The 26,556-nt window shown below is 61.2% G+C and carries 27 protein-coding genes and 2 tRNA genes; 11 read left to right on the top strand and 18 right to left on the bottom strand.

The features are described 5' to 3' along the window. Positions 1-32 precede the first annotated feature (32 nt). Positions 33-1,700 carry a M1 family metallopeptidase gene (locus CDA63_RS04560; protein WP_088463270.1) on the top strand — a complete coding sequence of 556 codons (1,668 nt, stop codon included), beginning with the start codon at positions 33-35 and terminating at the stop codon, positions 1,698-1,700. A gap of 23 nt (positions 1,701-1,723) precedes the next feature. On the opposite strand, the gene CDA63_RS04555 is transcribed toward CDA63_RS04560, so the two are convergent. Both CDA63_RS04555 and CDA63_RS04550 read right to left on the bottom strand, forming a co-directional pair. Further along, a complete protein-coding gene (locus CDA63_RS04555; RefSeq protein WP_088463269.1) occupies positions 1,724-2,863 on the bottom strand; it encodes an NAD(P)/FAD-dependent oxidoreductase in 1,140 nt (379 codons plus the stop codon). A 149-nt stretch (positions 2,864-3,012) separates the two neighbouring features. Further along, positions 3,013-3,411, bottom strand: coding sequence for a T9SS type A sorting domain-containing protein (locus CDA63_RS04550; protein WP_088463268.1), 399 nt, complete (start codon positions 3,409-3,411; stop codon positions 3,013-3,015). A 287-nt stretch (positions 3,412-3,698) separates the two neighbouring features. On the opposite strand from CDA63_RS04550, the gene CDA63_RS04545 reads away from it, so the two are divergent. The 3 genes from CDA63_RS04545 to CDA63_RS04535 all read left to right on the top strand — a co-directional run bounded on the left by CDA63_RS04545 (position 3,699) and on the right by CDA63_RS04535 (position 4,792). Next, positions 3,699-3,772 (top strand) — tRNA-Pro (locus CDA63_RS04545). A 54-nt stretch (positions 3,773-3,826) separates the two neighbouring features. Further along, positions 3,827-3,900, top strand: a tRNA-Pro gene (locus CDA63_RS04540). A 208-nt stretch (positions 3,901-4,108) separates the two neighbouring features. Then, a complete protein-coding gene (locus tag CDA63_RS04535) occupies positions 4,109-4,792 on the top strand; it encodes a hypothetical protein (protein WP_088463267.1) in 684 nt (227 codons plus the stop codon). Positions 4,793-4,860: 68 nt separating this feature from the next. Here the strand turns inward: CDA63_RS04535 and CDA63_RS04530 are convergent, their stop codons facing one another. From CDA63_RS04530 to CDA63_RS04510, 5 genes are all read right to left on the bottom strand, one after another. After that, complete coding sequence (locus tag CDA63_RS04530) at positions 4,861-5,385, bottom strand: hypothetical protein (protein WP_088463266.1); 525 nt, start codon at positions 5,383-5,385, stop codon at positions 4,861-4,863. A 156-nt stretch (positions 5,386-5,541) separates the two neighbouring features. Continuing rightward, the gene (locus CDA63_RS04525; protein ID WP_088463265.1) at positions 5,542-7,302 is read right to left on the bottom strand and encodes an ABC transporter ATP-binding protein; all 1,761 of its coding nucleotides are present in this window, start codon (positions 7,300-7,302) and stop codon (positions 5,542-5,544) included. Between the two features lie 146 nt (positions 7,303-7,448). After that, the gene (gene truA / locus CDA63_RS04520; RefSeq protein WP_088463264.1) at positions 7,449-8,240 is read right to left on the bottom strand and encodes a tRNA pseudouridine(38-40) synthase TruA; all 792 of its coding nucleotides are present in this window, start codon (positions 8,238-8,240) and stop codon (positions 7,449-7,451) included. 63 nt (positions 8,241-8,303) lie between these two features. Further along, complete coding sequence (locus tag CDA63_RS04515; RefSeq protein WP_088463263.1) at positions 8,304-8,843, bottom strand: GNAT family N-acetyltransferase; 540 nt, start codon at positions 8,841-8,843, stop codon at positions 8,304-8,306. 118 nt (positions 8,844-8,961) lie between these two features. Continuing rightward, entirely contained in the window at positions 8,962-10,161 is a 1,200-nt protein-coding gene (locus CDA63_RS04510; protein ID WP_088463262.1) for a thiolase family protein, read from the bottom strand. 89 nt (positions 10,162-10,250) lie between these two features. On the opposite strand from CDA63_RS04510, the gene CDA63_RS04505 reads away from it, so the two are divergent. Further along, entirely contained in the window at positions 10,251-10,727 is a 477-nt protein-coding gene (locus tag CDA63_RS04505; RefSeq protein ID WP_088463261.1) for a DUF4293 domain-containing protein, read from the top strand. Between the two features lie 91 nt (positions 10,728-10,818). On the opposite strand, the gene CDA63_RS04500 is transcribed toward CDA63_RS04505, so the two are convergent. From CDA63_RS04500 to fumC, 6 genes are all read right to left on the bottom strand, one after another. Next, positions 10,819-11,442, bottom strand: a complete 624-nt coding sequence (locus tag CDA63_RS04500) for a thioredoxin family protein (protein WP_088463260.1) — start codon at positions 11,440-11,442, stop codon at positions 10,819-10,821. A gap of 131 nt (positions 11,443-11,573) precedes the next feature. Continuing rightward, positions 11,574-12,077, bottom strand: a complete 504-nt coding sequence (locus CDA63_RS04495) for a DinB family protein (protein ID WP_088463259.1) — start codon at positions 12,075-12,077, stop codon at positions 11,574-11,576. Positions 12,078-12,190: 113 nt separating this feature from the next. Then, the gene (locus CDA63_RS21235; RefSeq protein WP_242434543.1) at positions 12,191-12,661 is read right to left on the bottom strand and encodes a DUF6970 domain-containing protein; all 471 of its coding nucleotides are present in this window, start codon (positions 12,659-12,661) and stop codon (positions 12,191-12,193) included. 122 nt (positions 12,662-12,783) lie between these two features. Continuing rightward, positions 12,784-13,209, bottom strand: a complete 426-nt coding sequence (locus CDA63_RS04485; protein ID WP_088463258.1) for a diacylglycerol kinase family protein — start codon at positions 13,207-13,209, stop codon at positions 12,784-12,786. After that, entirely contained in the window at positions 13,193-13,792 is a 600-nt protein-coding gene (locus CDA63_RS04480) for a GNAT family N-acetyltransferase (protein ID WP_088463257.1), read from the bottom strand. The genes CDA63_RS04485 and CDA63_RS04480 overlap by 17 nt, the downstream gene beginning before the upstream one ends. A 105-nt stretch (positions 13,793-13,897) precedes the next feature. Beyond that, on the bottom strand, positions 13,898-15,295 hold the full coding sequence (gene fumC / locus CDA63_RS04475; RefSeq protein WP_088463256.1) for a class II fumarate hydratase: 1,398 nt from the start codon (positions 15,293-15,295) through the stop codon (positions 13,898-13,900). A gap of 202 nt (positions 15,296-15,497) precedes the next feature. On the opposite strand from fumC, the gene CDA63_RS04470 reads away from it, so the two are divergent. Both CDA63_RS04470 and CDA63_RS04465 read left to right on the top strand, forming a co-directional pair. Next, positions 15,498-15,728 (top strand): dodecin family protein, encoded by a 231-nt coding sequence (locus tag CDA63_RS04470; protein WP_088463255.1) that lies wholly within the window; start codon positions 15,498-15,500, stop codon positions 15,726-15,728. Between the two features lie 49 nt (positions 15,729-15,777). Next, positions 15,778-16,071, top strand: a complete 294-nt coding sequence (locus tag CDA63_RS04465; protein ID WP_088463254.1) for a hypothetical protein — start codon at positions 15,778-15,780, stop codon at positions 16,069-16,071. A 90-nt stretch (positions 16,072-16,161) separates the two neighbouring features. Here CDA63_RS04465 and CDA63_RS04460 read toward each other — a convergent pair whose 3' ends face one another. The 4 genes from CDA63_RS04460 to radA form a co-directional block, all read right to left on the bottom strand. Beyond that, positions 16,162-17,562, bottom strand: coding sequence for a TonB family protein (locus CDA63_RS04460; protein WP_088463253.1), 1,401 nt, complete (start codon positions 17,560-17,562; stop codon positions 16,162-16,164). Beyond that, positions 17,549-18,178 (bottom strand): RNA polymerase sigma factor, encoded by a 630-nt coding sequence (locus CDA63_RS04455; RefSeq protein WP_088463252.1) that lies wholly within the window; start codon positions 18,176-18,178, stop codon positions 17,549-17,551. Before CDA63_RS04455 ends, CDA63_RS04460 begins: the two co-directional genes overlap by 14 nt. Positions 18,179-18,294: 116 nt before the next feature. Then, the gene (locus CDA63_RS04450) at positions 18,295-19,752 is read right to left on the bottom strand and encodes a TlpA family protein disulfide reductase (RefSeq protein WP_088463251.1); all 1,458 of its coding nucleotides are present in this window, start codon (positions 19,750-19,752) and stop codon (positions 18,295-18,297) included. Between the two features lie 292 nt (positions 19,753-20,044). Continuing rightward, positions 20,045-21,433, bottom strand: coding sequence for a DNA repair protein RadA (radA, locus tag CDA63_RS04445; protein ID WP_088463250.1), 1,389 nt, complete (start codon positions 21,431-21,433; stop codon positions 20,045-20,047). Between the two features lie 393 nt (positions 21,434-21,826). Between radA and CDA63_RS04440 the strand changes: the two genes are divergently transcribed. The 4 genes from CDA63_RS04440 to CDA63_RS04425 all read left to right on the top strand — a co-directional run bounded on the left by CDA63_RS04440 (position 21,827) and on the right by CDA63_RS04425 (position 24,966). Beyond that, the gene (locus tag CDA63_RS04440) at positions 21,827-22,654 is read left to right on the top strand and encodes a metallophosphoesterase family protein (RefSeq protein ID WP_088463249.1); all 828 of its coding nucleotides are present in this window, start codon (positions 21,827-21,829) and stop codon (positions 22,652-22,654) included. Continuing rightward, positions 22,654-23,319, top strand: coding sequence for a hypothetical protein (locus CDA63_RS04435; protein WP_088463248.1), 666 nt, complete (start codon positions 22,654-22,656; stop codon positions 23,317-23,319). The genes CDA63_RS04440 and CDA63_RS04435 overlap by 1 nt, the downstream gene beginning before the upstream one ends. 236 nt (positions 23,320-23,555) lie before the next feature. Next, positions 23,556-24,389 carry a metallophosphoesterase family protein gene (locus tag CDA63_RS04430; protein ID WP_242434541.1) on the top strand — a complete coding sequence of 278 codons (834 nt, stop codon included), beginning with the start codon at positions 23,556-23,558 and terminating at the stop codon, positions 24,387-24,389. After that, on the top strand, positions 24,373-24,966 hold the full coding sequence (locus CDA63_RS04425) for a hypothetical protein (protein WP_126546728.1): 594 nt from the start codon (positions 24,373-24,375) through the stop codon (positions 24,964-24,966). Before CDA63_RS04430 ends, CDA63_RS04425 begins: the two co-directional genes overlap by 17 nt. A 38-nt stretch (positions 24,967-25,004) precedes the next feature. Here CDA63_RS04425 and CDA63_RS04420 read toward each other — a convergent pair whose 3' ends face one another. Next, the gene (locus CDA63_RS04420; protein WP_088463245.1) at positions 25,005-26,396 is read right to left on the bottom strand and encodes a lysophospholipid acyltransferase family protein; all 1,392 of its coding nucleotides are present in this window, start codon (positions 26,394-26,396) and stop codon (positions 25,005-25,007) included. Positions 26,397-26,556 lie beyond the last annotated feature (160 nt).

Here is a 26,556-nt window from a genome sequence, read left to right as displayed (position 1 = left end):
GTTCTTTACCACCTAACCTCCCCTGCTTTGCCGTGCGTTTTCCAATTCTATTACTACTCAGTGCAATGCTCGGCCTGATGCGGCCCGCGGCCGCCCAACTGCTGCAAACGGCCTCTACCTTCAGCCGGCCCGACTCGCTGCGGGGCCATCTCACGCCGCTCCGGACCTGCTACGACATCAATTACTACCACCTCGACGTGCGCCTCGATGTGGCCGGCCGGGCCATCCGGGGCTCCAACGAGTTCCGGTTTACGGCCACCCAGGATTTCACCCGCCTGCAATTCGATCTGTTTGCCAACATGACCGTGGAAAAGGTGGAGTACCAGGGCAAGCCGCTGCCGTTTACCCGCGAGTTCAACGCCGTATTCGTCACGTTTCCCGAGCCCATTAAGCAGGGCCAGCGGGCAGCCTTCACGGTGTATTATGGCGGGCAGCCGACAGTGGCCCAGAACGCGCCCTGGGACGGGGGCTTCGTGTTTGCCGAGCATGGCGCGGGGCAGCCTTGGGTGGCCACGGCCTGCCAGGGTGTGGGCGCCAGCATCTGGTGGCCCTGCAAAGACCACCAGGCCGACGAGGTAGATTCCATGCTCATCAGCATTACGGTGCCCAAGGGCCTGACCGACGTGTCGAACGGCCGCCTGCGCCGCACCACCAAGCTCAAGGGCGGGGCCACCCGCTTCGACTGGTTCGTGGCCAACCCCATCAACAACTACGACGTGGCCCTGAACGTGGCCAACTACACCCATTTCAGCGACACCTATGCCGGCGAGAAGGGCCCACTCAGCCTCGACTATTGGGTGCTCCCGGAGAACCTGACCAAGGCTAAAAAGCAGTTTGGCGAGAACGTGAAACCCATGCTCAAAAGCATGGAGTACTGGTTCGGGCCCTACCCTTTTTACGAAGATGGCTATAAGCTCATCGAAACGCCCCATTTGGGCATGGAGCACCAGAGCGCTGTGGCCTACGGCAACGAGTACCGCAACGGCTACCGGGGCCAGGACCGCTCGGGCACCGGTTGGGGCCTGAAGTGGGACTTCATCATCATCCATGAAAGCGGCCACGAGTGGTTTGGCAACAACATCACCAGCAAGGATATTGCCGATATGTGGATTCACGAGGCCTTCACGACCTACTCTGAGGCCTTATTCGTGGAAAGCCAGTTTGGGAAGGACGCGGCCCGCGCCTACATCCACGGCCAGCGCCGCAACATCCGCAACGACGCGCCCATTATCGGGCCCTACGAGGTGAACGAGGAGGGTTCGTCGGATATGTACGACAAGGGCAGTAACCTTATCCACCTCATCCGCACAGCCTACGTGCCCGACGACGCGAAGTGGCGGGAGGTGTTGCGGGGCCTCAACCGCACCTTCTACCACCAAACCGTAACCACGGCCCAGGTCGTGGACTACTTCAACCAGCAAACCGGCCAGAATCTGACGCCCGTTTTCGACCAGTACCTGCGCCACCCCGGCCTGCCGGTACTGGAAGTACGCTTTCCGGCCACCGGCCCGCCCCTGGCCCGCTGGATTGCCGCCGTGCCCGGCTTCGAGCTGCCCGCCCGCCTGCGCGTGCGGGGTGCTGCCGGCTTCGTACCCGTCCCCCTGACGACCACCTTCCAGCCGGTAAACCTGCCCGGACTGAGTAAAGACAACCTGGAAGTAGATACCGAAAACTGCTACATCGGGACACTGGTAGAATAAGGCCGACTGACGGGGCCGCGCTCCTACTGCGTCATCAGCTGGGCGGCCTGCCAACCGCTGCCCGCGCCCAGGGCCACGCCCATGCCGTTGCAGCGCACGGCCACGTACAGGCCGGGCGATACCTGCCTGATAATAGGCTCCAGCGCCGGGCCAAAGGCCATGATCCCGCTCCAGCGGTAGTCGATGCGGGGGCGCGGCCGGCCGGGCCGGATGACCGTGTGCAGCAGTTCTTCGAGGCGCTGCTGCACGAGCGGCGTCAGGCCGGGAGCGGTGGTTTGCTCGGCGTCGAAATCGAGGTTGCGCCCCCCACCTAGTAGCACCCGTTGGTTCACCTGCCGGAAATAGTAGTAGCCTTGGTCGTAGTGGAAGGTGCCGGGCAGTTGCAGATCGGGCAGCGGCTCAGTTACCAGCACCTGTCCCCGGCCGGGCACCAAATCGAGGCCCGGCACCAGCTCGCGGGCGAAGGCATTCGTGGCCACCAACACCTGCCCGGCCGTTACCGTGGGCCCGCCGGGCAGGTGCACCCGTACTGCACCGGCCTTGGGTTCGAGGTGCTGCACCGGGCAGCCGTGGAGCACCACTACGCCCGCGGCCCAGGCCCGCCGCAGCAGCGCCAGCATCAGTCGGCCGGTATCGAGGCTGCCCTCGGCCGTGTTTTCGAGCATCATCTCCGTTTGGCCCAGTCCCAGCCCGGCAATGCGGGCCGAGGCGTTGCGGAACACCGTTTCTTGGCCGATAATGGGGGCCAGCAGCTCGTTGTAATAGCTCAACAGCCCGCGGCTGCTGGCCGCCAAGGTGGCGTCGGCCGGTTTGAACAGCTCGAAGCCGCCTTCGGGCCGGTAGCCCAGGGGCTCGTCGCCGAGCATCTCACGCAGGCGGCGCAGGCCTTCCCAACGGGCTTGCACCACGGCCAGCAGGGCGGCAGTACCGCCGCGTTGCTCCTGGGCGTGCAGCTCCGACACGCTGCCGAAGCATGCGAAACCGGCATTTTTGGTGCTGGCGCCGTTGGGCAGCACGGCGCGTTCGAGCACCAGCACCCGGGCCTGGGGCCGGTGCTGCCGCAGGTAGATGGCCGCTGTGAGCCCCACCAGCCCGCCGCCTACCACCACCACATCGGCTTCCTCCAGAAAAGACTGGTACTCCCAGTACGAAAGGTTGGTCATGGCGCGGCCGTCAGATAAGCAGTAGTGGTTGAAAGACACCAGCCAAGTTGGGCAAAATAAAACCCCGCAACGCGTGTTGCAGGGTTTCTTTTGTCCAGATTCTTCTTGCTGTTACTTAAGCACCATTAGCTACTTAATTAGCTGCCTGTCTACTGCCCCAATATCACCCGTTTCGTGCCGCTACGCTCGCCCGAAGTGCACTTGACAAGATAAGAGCCCATTGGCAGGCGGCTAACGTCCAGGCTTACCAGGTCGCCGGCCAGCAGGTCGCGGGTGAGGACAGGATGACCATCGGCACCGTTGAGCTCGACCCGGGTGGGGCCGCTGGCATCGGTGCGCACGATGAGGTGGCGGGTAACGGGGTTGGTTTCAAGCCGCACCTTTATGGCCGCAGTGGAAGCGGGCGCCACGGTTGTTTTATCGGTAATTAGGGCCACGGGCGCAGATTGGGCCGCAATCGGCGCGGCAGCAGCCGCAGTTTGGGCCTGCGCCGCCGGACTCGCAATTAGCAATGCCAGCAGGAATCCCAGGAAAGTAGAAGTTTTCATACGCGTGTTGGAAGATGGACGGAGGAGCTACACAAGACAAGGAAGATACGAAGAACTCCCCCATCACCGGATTTTTCTCACTCAAAAATGAGTGAAAAATTGTTTACAAGAAACGAGCCAAGCCTGCTTTTATGCTACTGCTTCCGAGCTTTTTCAATGGCTCAACTGACACTAAAGCAACCCGATAGCCTGCCGGCCTGCTCAAAATGTAGTTGGTGCCCGGAAAAAACCAGCGGGTGGCTTGCACATTACCCGCCGGCTACCGTACATTTGCATCATAATTCTATCGGGGTGTAGCGTAGCCTGGTATCGCGCCAGCATGGGGTGCTGGAGGTCGTAGGTTCGAATCCTGCCACTCCGACCGAGGAATTTTTTCGATTGAAGCCTCCGGGAACCCCACCCGGAGGCTTTTTTTCGGGGTGTAGCGTAGCCCGGTATCGCGCCTGCTTTGGGAGCAGGAGGCCGCAGGTTCGAATCCTGCCACCCCGACTTCGTAGTACCCTCTCTTTCAAACTGCCCGCTGAACTTTGGTTCGACGGGCAGTTTGGCGTTCAGGGAGGTTGGGCTTCAGCTCAACGCTTCAGTCCCAGAAATAGATAGCGGTATACCGATACTAAAGAACATAAGCGAGCCGTTAAATCGCCGTCTGCTCGTTGCAAACGCTTACTTTCGCCCATCTTTTATTCTTTCCCCTCTTATGAAAAAGACCCTTTTCGCCGTGCTCCTTCTAAGCGCCGGCACCTTATCAGCCCAGGCCCAGATTTCAGCGGGCACTAAGCTACTCACCGGGTCCATCGGCTACAGTTATCAAAAACGCGAAACTAATAGCATTGGCGCCAGCAGGCAACCTCTAGAGCAAAGAGATAAGCGATTCAACTTTCAGCCAAGCGCGGGTTATTTCATAGCTGACAACCTAGTGATAGGCGTTGGGGCAGGTGTCAACCTCAACACATATGATAGGTTTTACGAAGATGTGACTCCTGGAGGCATCCAGTTAATTGTGACTGAGAATACAATACGAACACTCCGCGGCGGACTTTTTGCCCGCTATTACAAGTTCATCGGTGAAAAAGTAGCGCTGTACGGTGGACTGGCAAGTGGCTACCAGAATGTTTACGGTTCAAGTGGCTTGTATAATGGGCTTGGTAGTGGAGGTTCCCGCCAGCAGGGTATCTACGGTAGTTTATTGCCAGGTATTGTATTTTTCCCGACCACCAAACTGGGCTTAGAGCTTACTTTGCGTGGGATCAGCTATAACCGGCTGACAGACAAATATCGACGCAACTCTCAAAGCATTAAAACGACGGATAGCATTCTTGATTTTGGCTTCGGTCTTCAGGACCTGAACCTGGGCATATCACTCTACCTGGGCCGCAACTGAGCTAGAAGACATAGCGCAACAAGCCTCATCCGCACGATTCGGATGGGGCTTGTTGCGTTACTGACCCGCTACTTCACCGCCGCAAAAACCTCGGGCTCACCCTGATCGGGAAAGTGTTCCAGGTACACATGCCGGAGCGTCAGCTTCTGCTCTTCGGCGGCGGTTTTGATGCCGTTGTAGAGCTTGTCGGGGGCGACGAGGTAGCTGGCCTTGATGCGAGCGTGCAACACCCGCTGGCCGGCCGCGAACGTGCGGTAGGAATAACCAGCGGGCAGGGCCTGGGAGCTAGTATCGGCTACGAGCACGCCCACGAACACGCGGGCCGAGTCGCGGGTGCTTTCGGGGCTGTTGTAGAAGATGTTGCCGAAGTCGCCGCGCAGCTTGCCGGCTTTACGCAGGGTGTAGGCCTGGCGGGTCAGGTCGCCAAAGGCTTCGTCGTTGGCCGGGCCGGCGTAGTAGCGGCCGGCCACAAAGTAGGGCCGGCTGGTGGTTTCGGCAGTTACAGTGGCGGCCTTGAAGCCGCCCATCTGCCAGTATGCCACGGCGAAACCAACAATCAGCAGCAACGCCAGGGCAAGGGAAATTCGGTTCATAAAGGGAAGGTATGAGCTGTTGGGGTAAATAATAGGCCGTCATGCTGAGCGGAGTCGAAGCATCTCTACCGCAATGCTTACTCCGGTGTCAGGATTGGCACTGGGGTAGAAATGCTTCGACTCCGCTCAGCATGACACTGTTCTTCAGCCGCCCTCTTACACATATTGCATCTGGTAGAGGTTGGCGTAGAAACCCTGGTGGCGCAGCAGTTCCTCGTGGGTGCCCGATTCCTTGATTTCGCCTTTGTCGAGCACGATTATCTGGTCGGCTTTCTGGATGGTGCTCAGGCGGTGGGCAATCACGAGGCTGGTGCGGCCCTGCATGAGCTTCTCAATGGCCTCCTGAATCAGTTCCTCCGTCTCGGAATCGACTGAGGAGGTGGCCTCATCGAGAATGATGATGCGGGGTTGGTAGACCATGGCCCGCACGAAGCTAATGAGCTGACGCTGGCCCACCGAGAGCGTGGCCCCGCGCTCCATTACGGCGTAATCGAGGGCGCCGGGCAGGCGCTCGATGAAGCGGCGGGCGCCTACGAGGTCGGCGGCTTCCCAGATCTGGGCGTCGGTGATGTCGGTTTTGCCCAGCGTGATGTTGTCGCGGATGGTGCCGGCGAACAGGAACACATCCTGGAGCACGACGCCGATGTGGCGGCGCAGGTCCTTGAGGTCGTACTCGCGCAGGTCGTGGCCGTCGATGCGGATGGTGCCTTTGTTGATTTCGTAGAAGCGGCTGAGCAGGTTGATGATGCTGGTTTTGCCCGCCCCGGTGGCCCCCACGAAGGCGTAGGTCTGGCCCGCTTTGATGTCGAAGTTCACGTCGCGCAGCACCCAGTCCTCGTCGTTGTAAGCAAACCAGACGTGCTCGAACTGGACTTCACCGCGCAGCTGCTCGGGAATGTAGGTACCATTGTCAGCCATCAGCTCCTTACTGTCGAGGAGCTTGAGCAGGCGCTCGGTGCTCACCAGGCCCAGTTGCAGCGTATTGAAGCGGTCGGCAATCTGGCGGATGGGGCGGAAGAACAGGGCGTTGTACATGATAAAGGCGATGAGGGCGCCCTTGGAAATCGTGCCCTCGATCTGGCCCTGGGCTGCGTACCACACCAGCAGGCCCACGCCGGCGGCAGCCAGCACTTCGGCCACCGGGAAGTAGATGCTGTAGTAGAGCACCGACCGGATATTGGCGCGGGTATGCTCCTGGTTTATCTTCTCGAACTTGCGAAACTCGCGCTCCTCATTGTTGAAAATCTGGACCACGTTCATGCCCGTCAGGTGCTCCTGCACGAAGGAGTTGAGGCTGGATACGGCCGTGCGCACCTCCTGAAATGACTGCTTGATCTTCTCCTTGAATACGTAGGTGCTGAATAGCAGCGGCGGAATCACCGAGAGGCTGATGAGCGTGAGCCGCCAGTCGATGTAAAACATGAAGCTCACAATAAACACGAGCTGCAGAATGTCGCCAATCATGGCCGCCAGCCCCTCGCTGAACACGTCGGAAAGGGTTTCCACGTCGGAGATGTTGCGGGTAACGAGCTGGCCGATGGGCGTGCGGTCAAAGAACTTGAGGCGCAAATCCAGAATGTGCCGATAGAGGTCGACGCGGATGTCGCGCACGATATACTGGCCCAGCCAGCCGCCGAAATACGTCTGGAGGTAGCTCACGATGGCGTGGCCCACGAGCAGCACCAGCAACAGCCCGAACATCTGGTTCAGCCCCGCTATATCGCCCTGCTCAATGCTCACATCAACCATCCGCTGAATCAGGAACGGGCGCAAGGTGCCCAGCGCCGCCGTGGCAATGGTGAGGAAAATCAGGAAGTAAAAGACGCGCCGGTAGGGCCGCACGTACTTGAACAGCCGGCGCAGCACCTGCCAGTCGAATACGTTGCCGGTTTTGGTGGCGGGGGTAGCTTGCTCCATTGGGGAATTGATACGGGAATGCAAAGGTAACCGGCCGGCGGGCGGAATGTGAGAAGTGGAGAGAACAGCAGCAAAAGAACGGTCATACTTCGACTCTGGCTCTGCCTATGCTCAGCATGACCGTTCTTTTGCTGCTGTCCCCTATCCTACTCCCGCGAAAAATACGGCAGCCCGGCCGGCAGTTCCTGGCCGCCTACCAGCTCAGCGGGGTACTCGACGCGGCACAGGAACAAGCCGTTGGCCAGGGCTGCGCCGCTGGCGTGCACGCGGTTGAGGCTGCGGAAGACTTCCCCGAACTGCTCGGGGGGCATTTTGCCCCGGCCCACGCTCAGCAGCGTGCCTACCACCAGCCGCACCATACCCCGCACGAACCGGTTGGCCCGGATGCGGAACACCAGCCCGCCGGGCTCCTCGTGCCAGCCCGCCTCAAAACAGGTGCAGATGTAGTGCTTCTCGCTGCCTTTCACCTTGGAAAAACTAGTGAAGTCGTGGGTGCCTAGCAAGTGGGCGGCGGCCTCGTTCATAGCAGCCAAGTCGGGGGCGCGGTCGAGGTAGAGGCTGAAGCGGGTAGCGAAGGGATCGGGCAGCAGGCGCACGTGGTACTCGTAAGTGCGGATTTTAGCGTGGTAGCGAGCATGGGCATCAGGCGGCACAGGGTGCAGCACCTGCCCCCGGATGCCTACTGGCAGGGCGCGGTTGAGGCGGTAAAGCAACGTGGGCACATCGAGGCCCTCGGGTAGCTCGGCATCAAAGTGGGCCACTTGGTGGCTGGCGTGTACGCCCGCATCGGTGCGGCCGCTGCCCAGGCAGTACACCGGCTGGCGCAGCACTTGGCTCAGGCAGCGGTCCAGCTCCTGCTGCACGGTGCTCACGCCCGGCTGAATCTGCCAGCCGTGGTAATCGGTGCCATCGTAGGCCAGGTGCAGGAAGTAGCGCATTCTTTGGGAGCTGTTAGTTGTAGCTGATAGCTATTAGCGTGTAGCGCGAACAGCTTAAAGATCCTACACTACCAGCGCGTAGAGCAGCGAATCCAGGGTTTCGCCATCCTTCACTACGCTCCGGCGCATGCGGGCTTCGAGCTCGTAGCCGGCTTTTTCGAGTACCCGGGCCGAGGCGGGGTTATTGGCAAATACCACCGCGTAGAGCCGGCAGACGTCGAACTGAGCCAGCACGTAGGCCGAAACAGTTCGTACGGCCGCCGTGGCCAAGCCCCGCCCCCAGTAGGCGGGCGTGAGCCAGTACCCAATTTCGGCCGAGCGGCGGCGCACGTCGGTTTTGAAGTGGACACCTACACTGCCCACGGCCTCCCCATCGGCTTCAATAGCCAGAAAAAGGTCGCGGGTGCTGTCGGCCACCAGACACAGGAAAAATTCCGCATCGCCCACCGAATACGGGTGCTGAAACGAGTCGCGCAGGTAGCGGGCGACGCGCCTGTCGTTGGCGTGATGGGCCAGAGCGGGCGCGTCGGCGAAGGTCCAGGGCCGCAGCCGGGCCCCAGGTATCGGTAGTTTCAGTGTTGGAGTCAGCAGCGGGTCGGGCATGGACGAAAGGAAGTATGGACCGTAGCGCGAAGCTCCAGCTTCGCGTACCGTTGCTGACTTTGTTACGATTCCGTTCTACGACACGCGAAGCTGGAGCTTCGCGCTACGGCCCGCTCCCTTACACCTTCTCGTAAATCACGGCGGCGCCCTGGCCCACGCCTACGCACATGGTGGCCAGGCCGTAACGAACACCCTCGCGGCGCTGCATTTCGTGGAGCAGCGTGGCCGTGATGCGGGCCCCGCTGGCCCCGAGTGGGTGGCCAATGGCAATAGAGCCGCCGTTCACGTTCACCTTGGCCGGGTCGATTTGCAGCTCCCGCATGCAGGCAATGGCCTGGGAGGCAAAGGCCTCGTTGAGCTCGAACAGGTCGATATCATCAATAGTAAGGCCGGCGCGCTCCAGCACCTTGCGGGTAGCCGTAATCGGGCCGATGCCCATATAGGCGGGGTCGACGCCCACCACGGCCGAGGCCACTACCCGGGCCATTGGCTTGAGGTCGTACTTGGCCAGCGCGGCTTCGCTCACGATCAGCAACGCTGCAGCCCCGTCGTTGATGCCAGCCGAGTTGCCGGCCGTGACGGAGCCATCGACCTGGAAGGCGGGGCGCAACGTGGCCAGCTTGTCGAGGGTCGAGAGACGCGGATGCTCGTCCTGGTCGAAGAGCGCGGAAGCCCCTTTGGGCTTGGGAATGAATACGGGCACAATTTCGCGGCGGAAGCGGCCCTTCTCGAAGGCCCGCTGGTACTTGCGCTGCGAGTCGAAGGCGAACTGGTCCTGGTCTTCGCGGCTCACGTTATACTGGCGGGCCACGTTTTCGGCCGTTTCGCCCATGGCGTAGGGGTGGTGCTGCTTCGAGAGCTTGGGGTTGATAAAGCGCCAGCCCAGAGTAGTGTCGTGGGCCGTGAAGTCGCGGTCGAAGGCAGTGGCCGATTTGGCCATCACGAACGGGGCGCGGGTCATGCTCTCGGTACCGCCGGCCAGGTACACGTCGCCTTCGCCAGCTTTAATGGCCCGGGAAACGTCCATGATGCTTTGCAGGCCCGAGGCGCATAGGCGGTTAACAGTCGTGCCAGGTACCGTAACGGGCAGCCCGGCCAGCAGGCCGGCCATGCGGGCCACGTTGCGGTTGTCTTCGCCGGCCTGGTTGGCGGCGCCCAGTACCACATCTTCGATGGCAGCGGGGTCGAGCGAGGGGTTGCGGCGCAGCAGCTCGCGCAGCACGTGGGCCGCCATGTCGTCGGGGCGGACGCTGCTGAGCGCGCCGCCGAATTTGCCGATGGGCGTGCGGACGGCATCCACAATATAAGCAGTAGGCATAGGAAAGAGTCCGGTTTTCTGGTCGTAGTTGGCTACTTTTGCCGACCCAAGGGGTCGCCTTTTAGTCGCCGAAAAGTCAAAACACAAAGATGATACAAAGAATCCAAAGCGTTTTTCTGCTCCTGCTGGCTCTGGCCATGCTCAGCGTTTTGTTCCTGCCCATCTGGAGCAAGTTCGACCCAGCCAGCCAGCGCACCGTGGTGCTCACGGCCACCCAGCTGGCCTTCGAAAAGCCCATTGCCGGCGACCCGGCGCCCATTAATACCTGGGCCATTGCGGCGCTGGCAGCGGCTTCGGCAGCGCTGGCCCTATTCCAGATTTTCCAGTTCCGCAACCGCTTCAACCAGCTCAAGTTGGGCATGCTCAACTTCCTGCTCATCGTGGGCACTATTGGGGCCGGGTTCTACTACTCGGGCCTGGGCGAGCAGCTGCTCAATATCAAAATGCCCGGCACCTTCGAGGCTGGCTTTTACCTACCCACGCTGGCCCTGATGCTCAACCTGCTGGCCAGCCGCTTCATCCGCCGCGACGAGCGGCTGGTACGCAGCATGGACCGGTTGCGGTAGCAGCGGTGACTGAATGACTCGGTGAGTGAGTAAAACGGAACGTCATGCTGCGCGAAGGCACAGCATGACGTTCGTTTTACTCACTCACCACTTACAATCCACGCACGATATCCAGTAATTCGTGCTGGGTGGCTTGGGTTTTGTTTTTGGCGTACCAGCCGTGGAGGGCTTCGGCGAATTCTTCGTGGGTAGCTCCGGCGGCTTTCATCTCCAGAAACAAGTCCTGCGCTAAGGCTGGGCGCGGCCCCCAGTTGGTTACTTCGGTCAGCGTATCGGCGTGCAGGATGAGCAGCTTGGGGATGGAGCGGCCGCCGTTGGTGAGGTAGCCGTCCATCAAGTCCAGGTTCTGGTCGCGCAGTAGGTAATGGGTGCGGATGCGGCCGTGGCTGGCCTGGGCTATTTTTTCGAGTACCGGCACAATCTGGGCCGCGTCGCCGCACCAGCCTTCCGTGATGATAACCCACTCGTAGGATTGGGTAATATCGGCCAGGGCCGCCGTCATTTCGGGCACCAGTTCGGCCTTTTTGTCAAGGCGTTCCATGCGCTGGATGTTGAGGCGGGCGTAGGCCGTCAGCTCCGCCGACTGCGTTTCACCGGTGGTCTTGTCCTCCGTCATCAGCTCGTCAATCAACTGGCGATACTGGGCATAGGTGTAGGCGGCAGTGAGCTGTTCGGGGCGCAATACGGGCGGTTGGGCCGGAATGGGAGTAGTCATAAAAGGAAAAACAGGGTCAGAGAAACAGCGGCTGCCCGAGGCAGAACACTTGGGGGCTATAACAAACGAAAAACCCTTTCGGTCGGCCGAAGCCACCGAAAGGGTTTCATCTGCAGGCCAGCTGGCGGGCGTTACAGGCTGGGCACGTCGGCCATTTCGGCCTTCGCCGACAGCTCGCGGCAGTAAGTAATGAAATCGGTATTGATGGGCTCCAGGCCCGCCGCCCGCAACTCCTTAGCCACTTGGGCGCGGTGGTAATTGCCGTGGATGGGGACGTGGGTAAAAACGTCGGACACCTGGCTAGTGTAAGCATCACCCACCGAATTGGTATACGTGAGCAAACGATGCTGCTCCTCCTCGTTGGCTTCCACACCATACTGGTGAAACCGTTCCGACGTCTGCTCGTGCCAGTGATGCAAACCGGCCAGATCGTGCTCCTGCCACACTTTTACGGGGCTGGGCGTATTGGTAAGGCGACCCAACCAGATGGCTTGGGCGTTGAGAACGTGGCTGAACAGGCGCAATGCGCCCGCGGGTAACGTAGCGCCCTGGGCCACGAGGCCATCGAGGTGCGTAAGCAGGGTTTCGTTAGCCCACACACCGTAGGCCCCCAGCTTTTCATTCGTGTTAATCATTAGTAAGAAGTGAGGGGTAAAAGGTAAGAAGTGAGACTTGGGGAGAAAACAAGAAGTGAAGTCGACCTATATCAACTCACTTCTTACCTCCTACCTCTCACTTCTAAAAAAGGCTACCGGGGATCCTGCCAAACGAGCTTTTCCTCGGTGCGCGTTTCGCTGAAATCGGCGCACTTGCCGTCGCCACGGCCGGTGAGGCCGCCTTCGGGGTGGCACAACAGCTGGCCGGCCGCGTTGTAGAGGTTGGTAAACTGGTCGCAGCAGGGCGTGCTCTCGTGGTAAACCGTGAGCCCGTTGTACTGGTAGCTGTAAATGTGAATGGGCGGGTTGGCCTTTTCGGCCTTGTAGTGCTGGCGAATCTTAGCCTCCAGCCAATCGGGGCGTTTTTCGTTATCGAAAGCGGGCGTCGGATTCGGAGTGGGCTCGATGGTATTGGCGCTGGTGGGCGCCGGCGTGGAGGCCCCACCAACTACGCCGGTCTGGGGTGGGTCGGTGGGCGTTGTGACGGATACGCCGCGCTGGCAGGCGGTGGAGTTGAACAGCACAGCCGCCAAAGGCACCGCCAGAATTAAAGCAATTCGCATAGGAGCAGATGATGGGAGGGAAATGAACCCCCACCGCAGGTAAGCAGGAAGGCTGGTTACCCCCTCCCCGAAGGTACGAAGCCCCGCCCTAGTTCGTTGAGAAGGCCCAGCGAAAAAGCCGCTTACAGGCCGTTAATCCGGGCCCAGATGGGCAGCAGGTAAGGCCCAAACACGAGCAGCCCCACCACCAGCGCCGCCAGCGCCACCACCAGCACGGCCCCGGCGGCCACATCTTTGGCCCGGCCCGCCAGCGGGTGATACTCCGGCGACACCAAGTCTACGACGGCCTCCACGGCCGTATTCAGTAGCTCGGCGCCCCACACGGCGCCCACGCTCAGGACCACCGCCACCCACTCCCAGCGGGCCAGCCCGCAGTAGAGGCCCAGCCCCAGCACCGCGGCCGTAGCGGCGGCATGAAACCAAAGGTGCACTTCGGTGCGCAGCGCTGCCCCCACCCCCCGAAAAGCATGGCCAAAGCTGGCTGCCCGCCGCCGGAGCAGCGCGGCCCGGCGCGGCGCCGGGCCAGTTGGCTCAGCTTCGCCCGCCACTGCTCGATTGGCCGAAAACGCTGGCCCGCAACTCGTTCCAGTCGGCGCGGATAACGCTGAAAATCACGGTGTCGCGCCGGACGCCGCCTTGGGTGTAGCGGTGGCTACGCAGCGTGCCCTCCTCGGTGGCCCCGAGCCGGCGCATAGCCTCCCGCGACTTCTGGTTGCGGGCGTCGGTTTCCAGCTCCACTCGCTCGCAGCCCAGCTCCTCGAAGGCGTAGTGTAGCAGCAGGTACTTACAGGCCCGGTTCAGGCCCGTGCGCTGGAACTCGGTGCCCACCCAGGTGTAGCCGATGCTCAGGCGGGCCTCGGCCTCACTCACTTGGTAAAAGCTGGTGCTGCCGGCTGCCAACCCAGTGTTCTTGTCGATGATGAGGAAGGGGTAGCGCGTTTCCTGCTCGCGGCCTTCCAGGGCCTGGGCAATGTAGGCGGCCAGCCCAATGGCATCGTCGGCGCGGGTGAGGGTGTAGGTCCACAGCTCGGGGTCGGCGGCCACAGACTGCAGGGCCTCGTAATCGGCAGTAGTCAACGGGCGCAACTGCACCCGGTCGTTTTCGAGGATGATGTTCTGGGAGAAATCCATGAGGCAGAAATCAGCAGGTAAGAAAGTAAAGATGCCCCGAAAAAACGGAAGCCGCCACCCCAGGCGGGGCAGCGGCTTCCGTTTTTTTGGTAAGGCAACGCCAAATTACATGCCCACCATTTCTTCGGGCTTCATCCAGGCGTCGAAATTTTCGGCCGTGATGTAGCCGAGCTTGATGGCGGTTTCCTTGAGGGTCGAGCCGTTTTTGTGGGCCGTCTGGGCAATTTCGGCGGCCTTGTAGTACCCAATGTGGGGGTTGAGGGCCGTCACCAGCATCAGGCTGCTATCCACGTGCTTCTTGATGTTGGCTTCGAGGGGCTCGATGCCCACGGCGCACTTATCGTTGAAGCTCACGCAGGCGTCGCCGATGAGGCGGGCCGAGTGCAGGAAGTTGAAAATCATCATCGGCTTGAACACGTTCAGCTCGAAGTGGCCGTTCATGCCGCCAATGTTGATGGCTACGTCGTTGCCCATCACCTGGGCGGCTACCATCGTCAGGGCTTCGCACTGGGTGGGGTTCACCTTGCCGGGCATGATGCTGGAGCCGGGCTCATTGTCGGGGATGTGCAGCTCGCCGATGCCGGCGCGGGGCCCCGAGGCCAGCAACCTGATGTCGCTACCGATTTTCATCAGCGAAGCCGCCACCGTTTTCAGGGCACCGTGGGCTTCCACAATGGCATCGTGGGCGGCCAGGGCTTCGAACTTGTTTTCGGCCGTGATGAAGGGCAAGCCGGTGAGCTGGGCAATGTGGCGGGCTACGTTTTCGGAGTAACCGGCGGGCGTGTTGATGCCGGTGCCCACGGCCGTGCCGCCCAGGGCCAGCTCGCTCAGGTGGGCCAGCGTGTTGCGGATGGCGCGCAGGCCGTGGTCGAGCTGCGAAACGTAGCCCGAAAACTCTTGGCCTACCGTCAGCGGGGTGGCGTCCATGAGGTGGGTGCGCCCAATCTTCACGATGTGCATGAACTTCTCGCTCTTGGCGCGGAGCGTGTCGCGCAGCTTTTCGAGGCCCGGGATGGTGGTTTCCATCAGCATCTTGTAGGCCGCGATGTGCATGGCCGTCGGGAAGGTGTCGTTGCTGCTCTGGCTCTTGTTTACGTCGTCGTTGGGGGCCAGCACCTTCTTCTCGTCGGCGAGGCTGCCGCCCTGCAGCACGTGGCCGCGGTAGGCAATCACCTCGTTCACGTTCATGTTGCTCTGGGTGCCCGAACCGGTCTGCCACACCACCAGCGGGAACTGGTCGTCGAGCTTGCCTTCCAGAATTTCGTCGGCGACGCGGCCAATCAGCGCAGCCTTGTCGGCGTCGAGCACCCCGGCTTCCTGGTTGGTGAGGGCGGCGGCCTTCTTGAGGTAAGCGAAGGCACGGATAATTTCCAGCGGCATCCGGTTGACGTCCTGGGCAATACGGAAGTTATCGATGCTGCGCTGGGTCTGGGCCCCGTAATACGCGTCGGCTGGCACCTGCACGGTGCCCATCGTGTCTTTTTCCTGGCGGAACTGGGTCATAATCGGAAGTAGAAAGTAGGTAAACGAGGAGGTAAATACCGGGGCAAAAGTACGCAACCCGGCGCGAGCCGGCGAACCAACCCCCGAACCACGGCCGGTCGGCCCCAAAAGCCGGTTTTCTCGGGCTCACGTCGTCCGCCACGGGCCCGGCTCCGTAGAATAGAACAGTTCCTCCTTTTCTTAACCCTCTGTTATCCTTCCCATGAGCTCAATCAAAAAAGTAATCGAAATACTAGCCTCTTCCGAGAAAAGCTTCGAAGACGCGATGCAAAACGCCCTTACCGAAGCTAGCAAGACGGTAAAAGGTATCCGCTCCATCTATATCAAAGACCAGAGCTGCCGCGTCCGCGACAACAAGGTTTCCGAGTACCGCATCACGGCCAAAATCAGCTTTGAGGTGATGACCAGCGGCGACATGAGCAACAACGGCTAATTGCGGCGCGGCCCATTAACTCCATAACCCTTTCTTTCCTTTTGTTGCCATGAAAAAGACGTTCGAAGACGAGTCCGACGCCCTCTCCACCTCCCCCAGCAAGCCCACCACGGCCCAGGATTCCGCCATTACACCCCCGCACACCGAAAACAAAGAGGCCCCTGCTCCTAACAAGAGCAACACTGCTTCGCAAGGGGAAGACGGCACGCCTGTACCCACCGAAGGCAACGGCACGCCCGATTACAGCCACATCGAGGTAAAAACCGAATCCGACCTGCCCACGCCCGACAAGGCCGGCGGTAGCGCTACCGCCCCCGAGAGCGGCGGCGGCTACAGCGGCTAGCCTTCCAAGTCGTGGCGTAAAGGCAAAAGCCATTGAACCAGCCAAGTGCTGACGTTCAATGGCTTTTGCTTTTACGCCACGACTTGCTTCTTACTTTTCTTCCAGGGAAAACGGCACTTTCACCTCGACTTTACGGGCAGTGCGGCGGTTGCTCTGCACGCCTGGGAACCAAGCCGGACCTTCTTTCAGTAACCGAATGGCCTCCTCATCGCACTCGGGCGAGAGTTTGCTGGTTACTTTGATATCACTCAGCTTGCCATCGACACCCACCAAAAACTGGAGGCGCACGTAGCCCTGGAGCTGCTTCTCGCGGGCCTTGTCGGGGTAATCGAGGCTGTCGCGCAGGTATTGGCGGAAGGCGGGGTAGCCTCCGGCTGGCAGCGGCCCCACGCTGGGTAGCCCCGGCGGGGCCTCGCGCCGCACCACTACCACCTCGCTGAGCTGCTTGTTATCGGGGGCTAAGGCCAGGGCCAGCGTCGAATCGGTGGGGCGCAGGGCCCGGGTTTGGGTGGTGTAGCCGATGGAGCTAATGGCCAGCTGACTTGCCAGCGGCGGTACGGCCAGGGCAAAGCGTCCGTCGGCATCGGTAGAAACCCCGGTTTTAGTACCGGGTACCAGCACCGTGGCACCGGGTACGGGCTGGCCGGCTTGGTCGGTAATGCGGCCCTGCACCGTGCGGGCAACGACGCCCATGCTTGGCTCGGTAGCGGCTATGGCTATATCAGGGGCTGCCGCAGGAAGCGGGGCGCTCTTAGTGGCGCGGGCCAGCTTACTGGTTTCGCTGGCAGCAGCGGCCACTGCGGGGGGAGCAGCTGTGGTAATTGGTTCAGGGCTTACCTGGTCGGCTACAGCTACATCGGCGGCGGCCAGCTGTGGCTCTTGGTTACGAGCACTTTTCCCGCCCCTACTGCGGCCTACCGGCAACTGGCGCGGCGCGGCCGCTGGCCGCACTACGGCCACTTCGGGTGCGGCCGGCAGTGGTAGCGCAACCGTCGGGGCAGTTGGTTCCGCCATCGGCGTAGCTTCGTCCAGATCAGCTATTTCTGCTTCGGACGCTGAGTTTAGGGCGTAATTCGCTTTTCGTTGGGCTTGCTGGGGGCGGGAGGCCACTTCGGGGCTTGATCCGGGCTGGCGGATCAGCAGCAGCCATACGGCCAGCCCGAGGGTAAACAGCAGCGCCGCTGCCGCCGCCAACGGCCGCCAATTCCACTGGGGCACCGACAGCGTCGCGGTTTCGGGAGTTTCAGTCGCCAGTTCGGCTACGCGGGCGTGCAGGCGGTGGCGCAACTCGGCGAGGCTGGCATCGGTAACGGCGGCGGGCCGCATTTCCAGGCCTTCGAGTACATCGGCGCACTGGTCGCACTCCAGCGTATGCGCCTCCACGGCGTGTTCCTCGGCGGGTGGCAGTTCGCCGGCCACGTACCGGCGCAGCAACTCCGTCGGCAAGTGCCGGGGCGGAGCGGGAGCAGCAGGGAAGTCAGGGCGTGGCATGGGGCGTGGCAGGCTGGAGGTGGCGGCGCAGGTTGCGCTTGCCGTTCTGGAGGTGGCTTTTAACGGCGTTCAAGTCGAGGCCGGTGAGGGCGGCTACTTCGCGGTAGCTTTTCTTTTCGAGGTAAAACAGCTCCAGACACCGGCGCTGATCGGGAGGTAATTCGGCGAGAGTTTGTTCGAGCCGCTCAAGCTGCTGCTCGTGGGCCTCGGCTTCGGCGGGGTCGTCGGTAGCGGGTTGATGCCGGGCGGCCGCCAATTCCATACCGGCAGCATCGGGAAAGTGCACTACCAGCGCCCCACCCGCCGCGGGGCCGGCCCGCTGCCGGGCCCGCAGTGCCATCAGGCAATGGTTGCGGGCGGTAGTGGCCAGCCAGGGCGGGAAGTTTTCCACTTCATGCCGGCGCAGCTTCTCCACCAGCTGCTCGAAAAGCTGCATTACGGCATCCTGGGCGTCGGCCTCGCTTGGCAGGTAGCGGCGGGCAATGGCCAGCACGGCCGCCATGTGCCGCTCGTAGAGGATTCCCACGTCGTGCACATCGCCCTGGGCGTGGTAGCGCCGCAGCAGTTCCGCATCGGAAAGCTCGGCAGCAGGCGCAAGACGGCGGCGGGAAAACATGCGGAAAGTAAGGAAAATAAAGCCGAACGGGTGGTAGGCTAACCGCCAACGCCACCGAACGAACCCGACAGGGCCATTCGGCGGCGTTGGCATTTGGGCCTCCTGGCCTTTCGGCTTTACTGTTTAACGGGCAGCGTGCTGCTGTACGTGTTGGCCTTACCGAACGACTCCTTGATTTCGTCGATGGCGGCGCGGCTGCTCAGGCGCTTGGGGCGGGTGTTGAGAAAGGTCCCGTCTTCGGCCAGCAAGAAGTAAGTAGGCACGTCCTGCACGCCGTAGGCGCGGGCCACGGCCGAGCGCAGCCCACCGCTGGTCCGCACATGCACGCCGGGCAGCCGCTTACTGATGACCAGTTGCTTCCAGGCTCCCTCGTTTTCGTCGAGGGCGACATTGAGGAAGACAATATTCTTGCCGTCGAACTTCTTGGCTAGGTCGGCCGCGTAGGGCAAATCGCGCAGGGCCAAGCCGCTGGTCGTGCGCCAGAAATTGAGGTACACCAGCTTGCCGGCAAACTGCGCCAAGCTTACTGTGTCGCCGGTCGTGGAAACGAGCCGGAAATCGGGTGCCGGAGCCCCAATGGCAAAATCCTTGTGCGTTTCAAAGTCGGCTTTGAGCACGGGGTAGTACTCATTGGTTGGATCTACGGACCGGAATTTTTCGAGCATGGCCGCCGACTGCCGGATGTGCCCAAAGCGAAACGACTCCTTTAGAATCCGGCCCATTACGATAGGCTTGATCTTGCCGCTGAGCCGCTTATTGGCCAGTTCGTAGCAAACCTGGTAAAAATCGGGGTCGGTGCGCTGCTTGCCCTCGGCAATGGCAATGTGATGAATGTAGTTGAGCAAAAACTCCTGGTAAAGGCCGTTGCGAATGGCTTGGGGGTTTTCAATCAGGGCCTTGTCATTGATGAAATCGTAGTAGTTGGCCGACATCTTCAACCGGCCTTCGGTCGCCACCACCTGCTCGCGCAGGTCCTGGAACGTGAGCCGGTCGTTGGCGTAGCTATAGTTGATTTGGGCCAGTACGTACTCCTTAAAGGCAGGACTCAGGTCCTGGGTACCGTTTTCCATGAACTTGAGCTCTTCCTTGCGGCGGTAGTCGAGAAAGGACAGAAAGTGGGGCTCGTAGAACATGATGTTGTCGGGCAGTACCTGAAAACCATCGTTTTCCACAAATTTGTCGCCCAATTCGGCCAGGAAACTGCTCGCCTCCGCTCCGCGGCCCTTATACCGAACGGAGCCCGCTAAGTCGGAATCCTTGAACCGGATATCGATCTGGTTGCCGGGCTCCAGGAACATTTCCGTTACGTCGTCGCCATATACCAGCTCGGCGCGGGTGGGACCCCCAATGGTTATAGCCATCCGAAACTCGCCCTTGCTGTCGAGGCGGGCGTAGGTGATTTGCTCACGGGCTTCCAAGGGGTTTTCGCGCACCGAGACGGCCACGGTATCGGAAGAGAGGCGGCCGGTTATTTTGCCGGTCAGGACTACCGTGCCCTGGGCCCACCCTAGCACCGGCGCCAGCAGCAGGCCGGACCAGATCAGGAACGTAATGAAGGTGAGTCGAAAGGTCATCGGAAGGAGCGGTTGTGGGTAGTAGGGAGCCAAGCCGGCCAGTTCGGGGAGCAGACGCCCGGGGGCGTGTCAGTTGTAATTCGCGGTAAAAGTCAATCCGTGTCCGAAGATACGCCGGAATAAAGCAGATTGCCCAACGCTACTAATTTCTTTTTCGGACGCAGCCCGGGGCAGGCCAAAGTTTTGTACACCACCCCGGGGCCGACAGTATCAAGCGATTAAAAAAAATAACTATACCAATATCCCCTATTTCGCACCATCATCAGCCGGTTCGCCCCAATTCGGAGTTCGGCTAGCCAAATAAGCCCGTCAGTACCTCATCGAGCCGGCCGGCGGGGTGCACCCGAATGCCATAGCGGGCCAGGTCGAGACCCTTGGCGTTAAACTGCGAAATGTACATTTCCGCAAAGCCCAACTTCTCGGCCTCGCTCAGCCGTTGGTCGAGCCGGCTCACGGCCCTGATTTCGCCGCTCAGGCCAACCTCCGCCGCGAGGCAAATTTCACCCCGAATGGGCACATCGTTGAGGGAGCTGACAACGGCCGCGCACACGGCTAAGTCCAAGGCGGGGTCTTCGAGGCGCAGGCCCCCAGCAATGTTGAGAAACACGTCGTGCTGGCCCAGGCGCAGGCCACTCCGCTTCTCGAGCACGGCCAGCAGCATTTGCAGGCGTTTGCTGTCGAAGCCAGTGGCCGAGCGTTGGGGCGTGCCATAGGTAGCCGGCGTTACCAGCGCCTGCACTTCCACTAGTAGGGGGCGGTTGCCTTCCAGCGTGGCCCCAATGGCCAGCCCGCTCAGGATTTCGGTGCGCTGCGAAAGCAAGATTTCGCTCGGGTTGCTCACCTGCCGCAGGCCCGCGCCCTGCATCTCGTAAATACCCAGCTCGGAAGTCGAGCCGAAGCGGTTTTTGATGGTGCGCAGAATCCGGTAGGTCAGGTGCCGGTCACCCTCGAACTGGAGCACGGTGTCGACCATGTGTTCCAGGATTTTGGGGCCCGCAATGGAGCCATCCTTGGTGATGTGGCCAATGAGCAGCACCGGTACGCCGGTTTCCTTGGCGTATTTGAGCAGCTCGGTGGTGCATTCGCGCACTTGGCTCACGGAGCCCGCCCCCGACTCGACCAAGGTGCTGTGCAGGGTCTGGATGGAATCTACTACGACCACGTTGGGCTGGAGCTGGTCGATCTGGCGGAAGATGTTCTGGGTATTGGTTTCGGTGAGGATGTAGAGGCCCTCGTGCTGGCGGCCCAGGCGCTCGGCCCGCATTTTTATCTGTTGCTCACTTTCCTCCCCGCTCACGTACAGAATCCGTAACCCGCTGAGCTGCATGGCAATCTGGAGCATGAGCGTGCTTTTACCGATGCCCGGCTCGCCCCCGATGAGCACCAGGGAACCCGGTACCAACCCGCCGCCCAGCACCCGGTTCAGCTCGTCGTCGTGGGTGTTGAGGCGCGATTCTTCCTCGTAGAGGATTTCGCCCAGGGCCTTGGGCTTGGCGGCCTTGGAGGTAGTGCCAACCGACGACGAGGCTTTCCAGGCGTTGGCAGCCGTGTTGGGGTCGGCCTTCTCCACCACTTCCTCTACGTAGGTGTTCCACTCGCCGCAGCTCGGGCAGCGGCCAATCCATTTGGCCGACTGCGCACCGCAGTTCTGGCAGAAGTACAGGGTTTTTACTTTGGCCATGTTTGGCGTCGAAATAACAAGAGAGAGGAAAACTAAGAAATGCGGCCCAAAGCCAAAAAGTTTGGCAAGAAACATCTTTAATAACCTCCCCGGCATCGGCCAGCCCCAACCAGCACTTTCCCCGTCCGGCACCAAGCATGTTCGGATGGCGGCCCATCTTTTTCGTATGGAAACTCGGCTTTTCTTCAGAATGTCTTCAGATTTTATTTTACCGGCTGATTGCGGTCAAAGGCTTCCCGAACTGGAAACTCGGAGGCTTAACCAACTCGTTCTGCAACGAATGAGGTTTTGGGAAGCCAAACAAGTAGTTGGGCCCAGCGGTATACTGGCCTTATTCTTCGGGGCTGGTTGCCGGCCGCGCAGAGTTGCCCCCCGCTTTTGATGCCGAAGAGAATGAGTGCCGCTTTATCACGTTTTTCGCTCCGGGCCGTGCTGGCCGCCGGACTGGCCCTGGGGCTGGGCAGTTGCGAACTAATCGAGTTCAGCCCTAACGACTACCGCGGGCCAGCCGACCAGCAGGACCTGACGGCCAAGAACCTGGCCCGCTTGGCCAAAACCCCACTCCCGACCGACGATACGTTGCGCTTCGTGTTCAGTGGGGACTCGCAGCGTTTTTACGACGATGTGGAAGACCTGGTTAAGAGCGTCAACCAGCAGCCCGGCATTCAGTTTATGCTGGTCAGTGGCGACATTGCCGACTTCGGCCTGGCCCGCGAGATGCGCTGGATCGATGACCAGCTACGCCAGTTAAAGATGCCCTACTTGACCGTTATCGGCAACCACGACCACGTAGCCAACGGCCGCGAGGCCTATCAGGAAATTTTCGGGCCCCTTAACTACTCGTTCACGTTCGGCGATACCAAGTTCATCATGACCGATACGAACGGGCGGGAGTACAATTTCAACGGGCAGGTGCCCGATATGCCCTGGGTAAACCAGCAGCTGGCCGACCGTACGGCCCGCCGCCACGTCATCGTTTCGCACGTACCGCCCCAGGACGAAGATTTCGACCCGGCCGTGCGCGACCAATACACGGCGGCCTTGCGCGCCGACCCGCGGCTGGTGTTCGAAATGAACGGCCACCGCCACGATTACGGTATTGGTCAGCCTTTCAACGATGGCGTAACCTACGTGAACTCCTACGCCTTCGAGAAGCGCCGGTACCTGATTGTGACGGTGTGGGGCGACAAGCAGTTTCGGCTTAAGCAAGTATCTTTCTGATGCGTCGCGCCCTCCTCACAACCTGGTACAAGCCGCACGCGCTACTGCTGGCCCTATTGGCCTTGCCGCTGCTGGCCGCCGCCGCCCCCACGGATACCGACTCGGTGGCCGTGCTCAACCGGCGGGCAGACCGGCCCACCGCCCCGCGGCGCTGGTATCTCCCTAACCACCTGACGGTGCAAACCGGCGGTGGGATAGGCATGCTGAGCATTGGCACGGGCCTGAGCCTTGCCCACGACCGGCTCGACCTCGACGTGCTGGCGGGGTACGTGCCGCGCCAGCATGCCGGTACTACCCTGTCGGTTGTGGCGGCGAAGGCCAAGTACTCACCCTGGAAGCTGCCCCTAGCGCCGCGGCTGGCTTTAACGCCGCTGTCGGTGGGCGTTTACACGAGCTACACTTGGGGCCTGCGCAACCCCGGCAAACCCGGCCAGTACCCCGACGATTACTACTGGTTCTCGAACACCGTGCGGGTAGGGCCGGTGTTGGGCAGCGGCCTAAGTTACGTCTTACCGTCTACCACTGCGGGCCACCCCCACAAACTCACGGCCTATTATGAACTGGCCACCAACGACTTGTACCTGATCAGTTACGCCCAAAACCGCCGTGCCCTCTCGCTGCCCGATATCGCCACGCTGGCGCTGGGCCTGAAACTCACTTTTTAAACTACCAGGGTGAGAACCGCAGCGGATGAATTTTCTCCGCTCGATTTTGCATTCTACCTGATAGCATCGTGCTGACAGGTAATCACGTAAATTACTGTCCCGGTTCAGGCATCGGGCTCTGCTGAAATCAGGGCATTGGTGCTGCAGTTGGCCTACCATTCTTTAGGTCTTGCGGAACCCGCCACATCGGCCGCTTTTTACGGAGCCAGCTCATGCTGCACGAATTCCCTGCTTGCTTGCCTTGGTTACGTGACCTTTTGCGGAGCGGCCTGCAATTACTAGCGGGGGGGCTGCTGCTCGGTAGTTGCCAGCTGATTGAATATAGCCCTAACCAGGCCTACGTGCCGGTGCGGGAACGGGGCCAGACGGCCCGTAACCTGCAGTTGCTGGGGGCTGCTACTGGCACCGATACGGTACGCTTTGTATTCGTGGGCGACACCCAACGATTTTACGACGAAACCGAGGCATTCGTGACCAGCGTAAACCAGCAGCGCGGCATCGATTTCGTGCTGGTGGCCGGCGACCTTTCCGACTTTGGGCTGACCCGGGAGTTTCAGTGGGTAAACCGGCGGCTGGCAGCCCTGCGACCACCTTATCTGACCGTTATCGGCAACCACGATCTGGTGGGCAACGGCCGGGCCATTTACCAGCACGTGTACGGCCCGCTCAACTACACCTTCGACTACGCCGGCACCCGGTTTATTTTGCTCGATACCAACGGGCGCGAGGACGGTTTTGGCGGCCGGGTACCCGATTTACCCTGGCTTCGCCGGCAGCTAGCCGATACGGCCGGCGCGCGCCGAACGGTGGTGGTAAGCCACGTGCCGCCCACCGACGAAGATTTCGACCCCGCACTGGTAAGTGGCTACACCGCCGCGCTGCGGGCCGACCCACGACTCGTGTTTCACCTCAGCGGCCATGTGCACCGCTTCACGGCGGGCCAGCCTTTTCACGATGGCGTGTCCTACCTGACCACGTACAGCCTCAAAAAACGGCGCTACCACATCCTCACGGTGTGGGGGGCGCGCCAGTTTCGGCTCGAAACCGTAGCGTATGGCCTCGACAAATAAGCTTAACTGGTGCCTTGTGGGCTTGTTGCTGGCCGCACCAGCCCTGCCGGCCCGGGCCCAGGCCCACCCGCCGAAAGCGCCCTTTTTCCTGACCCTGCACCTGGCGGGCGGCACGGGCCTGGTGGCGCTGGGTGGGGGCGTGCGCGTGGCCCACGAGCGGCTGGAACCCGAAGTGCTGGTTGGCTACCTGCCCCGGCGGCTCAGTGGAACGAAAGGGCTGGCCATCTTCACCCTCAAAACCACTTACCTGCCCTGGACGCCCCGATTCGGCGACTCGCGCTGGCACGCCGCACCACTTACCCTTGGCGCGCGGCTAACCTATACCACCGGCCAGCAGTTTTTCCTGACCGCCGCCAGCTCCGGCCGCTACCAGCCGGGTTACTACTGGTGGTCGTCGGCGGTGCGGGCCGGGCTGCTGCTGGGTACCCGCCTGGGCTACCAGCCCTCCGGCGGCCTGCGCACCGCCCTCTACTCCGAGCTCAGCACCAACGACCTGCACTTGGTCAGCGCCCTCACCAACCGCAGCCTGCGCCTGCCCGAAATTCTTACGCTGGGCGGCGGGGCGAAAGTGAGGTAACGCGGTGGCGAGCGGCAAAAGGGCCACCATTCTGCTCGCTAGTGTTTCACCTCTCCGCTTTTGTCCCGCTCCAGGTACGCCGTGCGGGCTTCCCGAATCAGCTTTAGCAGCTCCGTGCGCTGGCGGAGCAATGCTTCCATCACCAGGCGCTGCTGGCCAAACAGGCGCAAAACTCGCAGCCGCTGCTGCCGCTGCTGGAGGGTACCGGCATAATTCAGGGCATAGAAACCCGACAGCGGCAAACTCAGCAAATACAGCAGCGTCCAGCGCCAATCCTGCGTAAAATGATGCACCAGGGCTGTTTGTAACAGGTAGAAGATGGTGAACGTCAGCATCCCGACCACCAGCATAATGGGGGCGACGAACTCGGCTTCCTTGGTAGCGCGACGGGCCACCATGGATGGGATGATATAGGGCAGGTAGTTGTTGACGAGGCCGTAGAGGTAGAGCGGAAAGCCCAGCGTGAGGCGCACGGCCGTTTCGAGGGCCCGGCGGGAGCGGCTGCTGGCCGGCCCGCGGGCTTCCAGGGCGTCATCGGTGAGGCCAAGCTGAGCGAGCTGTTGGAGGTAGGCGTGCAGCTTTTGCTGGATATCGGCGAGGCGGGTAGCGCTGTGCTGCTCGAAGTAGCGCACCGCTTTCAGGAGCGTGCGGCTGAGCAGGAAATTGTCGTAGAGCGTTTCCTCGTCGTCCTGAATCAGGTGCTGACCAAAGGTGCGCTCCACCTGCGTGATGAGCTCATCCTCTTCGTTGGTGCGGGTGATGATGAGGTGCTGTTCGAGGCGGGAGCGGATTTCCTCGGTCAGGGCGGCGGCGGCAGCCTCGGGGTCCTGGCGGTACTGCGCGGCGTAGTCGGCCACCCGGATAGGCTCGGCCAGGTTCAGGAATACATCGGAGCGGAAGCGCTGGGGGTCGAAGTAATTGATGCCCAGCGGCAGGATGTGCAGGTTCAGGCCAAAGTCGCGGCGGGCTTCGGCCCCGAGGGCGATGCGGGCGGCACCGGTTTTGAGGGGCCGTAACCGCCGCTCCGACACGCTCGTGCCTTCCGGAAAAATCATGATGGTCCCGCCCTTATCGAAGTAGTCGTAGCAGCGCCCAAAGGCCTTTTCGTTCTGGGCTTCGAGCTGCGTGGGCGTGAGGGCTTCGGCCCCGGTTTCGAGGTCTTGGCGGCGGTAAATAGGAATGGAGTTTCCCGATTCCATGATGGCCCGCACAATCGGGTTCTGGAAAAACGTGCTCTTGGCCAGGAAGGCAATGGGCTGGCGCCGGTTGATGGCGGCCACCAGCGGGTCCATGAGCGTGTTGGGGTGGTTGCTGGCAATGAGCAACGGCCCCGGCCCCTGGAGGCGGGTTTTGTGGTGGACTTCGAGCTGGCGGAAGAACACGCGCAGCGCCACCTGCACCAGGGGCTTCATGACTCGGTAGAAAAGCATGGCTACAAGAAAGGCAGATTTTGGTAGGAATGATGCCAGATTACGGCCCGGCCCCGGCCAGTTGCCGAATCAGACCGCCTAGTTCGCACTTCCGGCCGGCACGGGCAAACCAATTCATTGGTTATGCAGACTTTTCGGCGCGGTTGCTTTCCGCGGCTTG

The organism is Hymenobacter amundsenii (genome assembly GCF_002204745.1).
Classification (GTDB): domain Bacteria; phylum Bacteroidota; class Bacteroidia; order Cytophagales; family Hymenobacteraceae; genus Hymenobacter; species Hymenobacter amundsenii.
This window is presented reverse-complemented; position numbering and strand designations above follow the sequence as displayed.

Excerpts from the sequence above, each read along its gene's own strand:
- CDA63_RS04555 (WP_088463269.1), bottom strand. The coding sequence starts at position 2,863 with ATGACCAACCTTTCGTACTGGGAGTACCAGTCTTTTCTGGAGGAAGCC.
- CDA63_RS04550 (WP_088463268.1), bottom strand. The coding sequence starts at position 3,411 with ATGAAAACTTCTACTTTCCTGGGATTCCTGCTGGCATTGCTAATTGCG.
- CDA63_RS04535 (WP_088463267.1), top strand. The coding sequence starts at position 4,109 with ATGAAAAAGACCCTTTTCGCCGTGCTCCTTCTAAGCGCCGGCACCTTA.
- CDA63_RS04530 (WP_088463266.1), bottom strand. The coding sequence starts at position 5,385 with ATGAACCGAATTTCCCTTGCCCTGGCGTTGCTGCTGATTGTTGGTTTC.
- CDA63_RS04525 (WP_088463265.1), bottom strand. The coding sequence starts at position 7,302 with ATGGAGCAAGCTACCCCCGCCACCAAAACCGGCAACGTATTCGACTGG.
- truA (WP_088463264.1), bottom strand. The coding sequence starts at position 8,240 with ATGCGCTACTTCCTGCACCTGGCCTACGATGGCACCGATTACCACGGC.
- CDA63_RS04515 (WP_088463263.1), bottom strand. The coding sequence starts at position 8,843 with ATGCCCGACCCGCTGCTGACTCCAACACTGAAACTACCGATACCTGGG.
- CDA63_RS04510 (WP_088463262.1), bottom strand. The coding sequence starts at position 10,161 with ATGCCTACTGCTTATATTGTGGATGCCGTCCGCACGCCCATCGGCAAA.
- CDA63_RS04505 (WP_088463261.1), top strand. The coding sequence starts at position 10,251 with ATGATACAAAGAATCCAAAGCGTTTTTCTGCTCCTGCTGGCTCTGGCC.
- CDA63_RS04500 (WP_088463260.1), bottom strand. The coding sequence starts at position 11,442 with ATGACTACTCCCATTCCGGCCCAACCGCCCGTATTGCGCCCCGAACAG.
- CDA63_RS04495 (WP_088463259.1), bottom strand. The coding sequence starts at position 12,077 with ATGATTAACACGAATGAAAAGCTGGGGGCCTACGGTGTGTGGGCTAAC.
- CDA63_RS21235 (WP_242434543.1), bottom strand. The coding sequence starts at position 12,661 with ATGCGAATTGCTTTAATTCTGGCGGTGCCTTTGGCGGCTGTGCTGTTC.
- CDA63_RS04480 (WP_088463257.1), bottom strand. The coding sequence starts at position 13,792 with ATGGATTTCTCCCAGAACATCATCCTCGAAAACGACCGGGTGCAGTTG.
- fumC (WP_088463256.1), bottom strand. The coding sequence starts at position 15,295 with ATGACCCAGTTCCGCCAGGAAAAAGACACGATGGGCACCGTGCAGGTG.
- CDA63_RS04470 (WP_088463255.1), top strand. The coding sequence starts at position 15,498 with ATGAGCTCAATCAAAAAAGTAATCGAAATACTAGCCTCTTCCGAGAAA.
- CDA63_RS04465 (WP_088463254.1), top strand. The coding sequence starts at position 15,778 with ATGAAAAAGACGTTCGAAGACGAGTCCGACGCCCTCTCCACCTCCCCC.
- CDA63_RS04460 (WP_088463253.1), bottom strand. The coding sequence starts at position 17,562 with ATGCCACGCCCTGACTTCCCTGCTGCTCCCGCTCCGCCCCGGCACTTG.
- CDA63_RS04455 (WP_088463252.1), bottom strand. The coding sequence starts at position 18,178 with ATGTTTTCCCGCCGCCGTCTTGCGCCTGCTGCCGAGCTTTCCGATGCG.
- CDA63_RS04450 (WP_088463251.1), bottom strand. The coding sequence starts at position 19,752 with ATGACCTTTCGACTCACCTTCATTACGTTCCTGATCTGGTCCGGCCTG.
- radA (WP_088463250.1), bottom strand. The coding sequence starts at position 21,433 with ATGGCCAAAGTAAAAACCCTGTACTTCTGCCAGAACTGCGGTGCGCAG.
- CDA63_RS04440 (WP_088463249.1), top strand. The coding sequence starts at position 21,827 with ATGAGTGCCGCTTTATCACGTTTTTCGCTCCGGGCCGTGCTGGCCGCC.
- CDA63_RS04435 (WP_088463248.1), top strand. The coding sequence starts at position 22,654 with ATGCGTCGCGCCCTCCTCACAACCTGGTACAAGCCGCACGCGCTACTG.
- CDA63_RS04425 (WP_126546728.1), top strand. The coding sequence starts at position 24,373 with ATGGCCTCGACAAATAAGCTTAACTGGTGCCTTGTGGGCTTGTTGCTG.
- CDA63_RS04420 (WP_088463245.1), bottom strand. The coding sequence starts at position 26,396 with ATGCTTTTCTACCGAGTCATGAAGCCCCTGGTGCAGGTGGCGCTGCGC.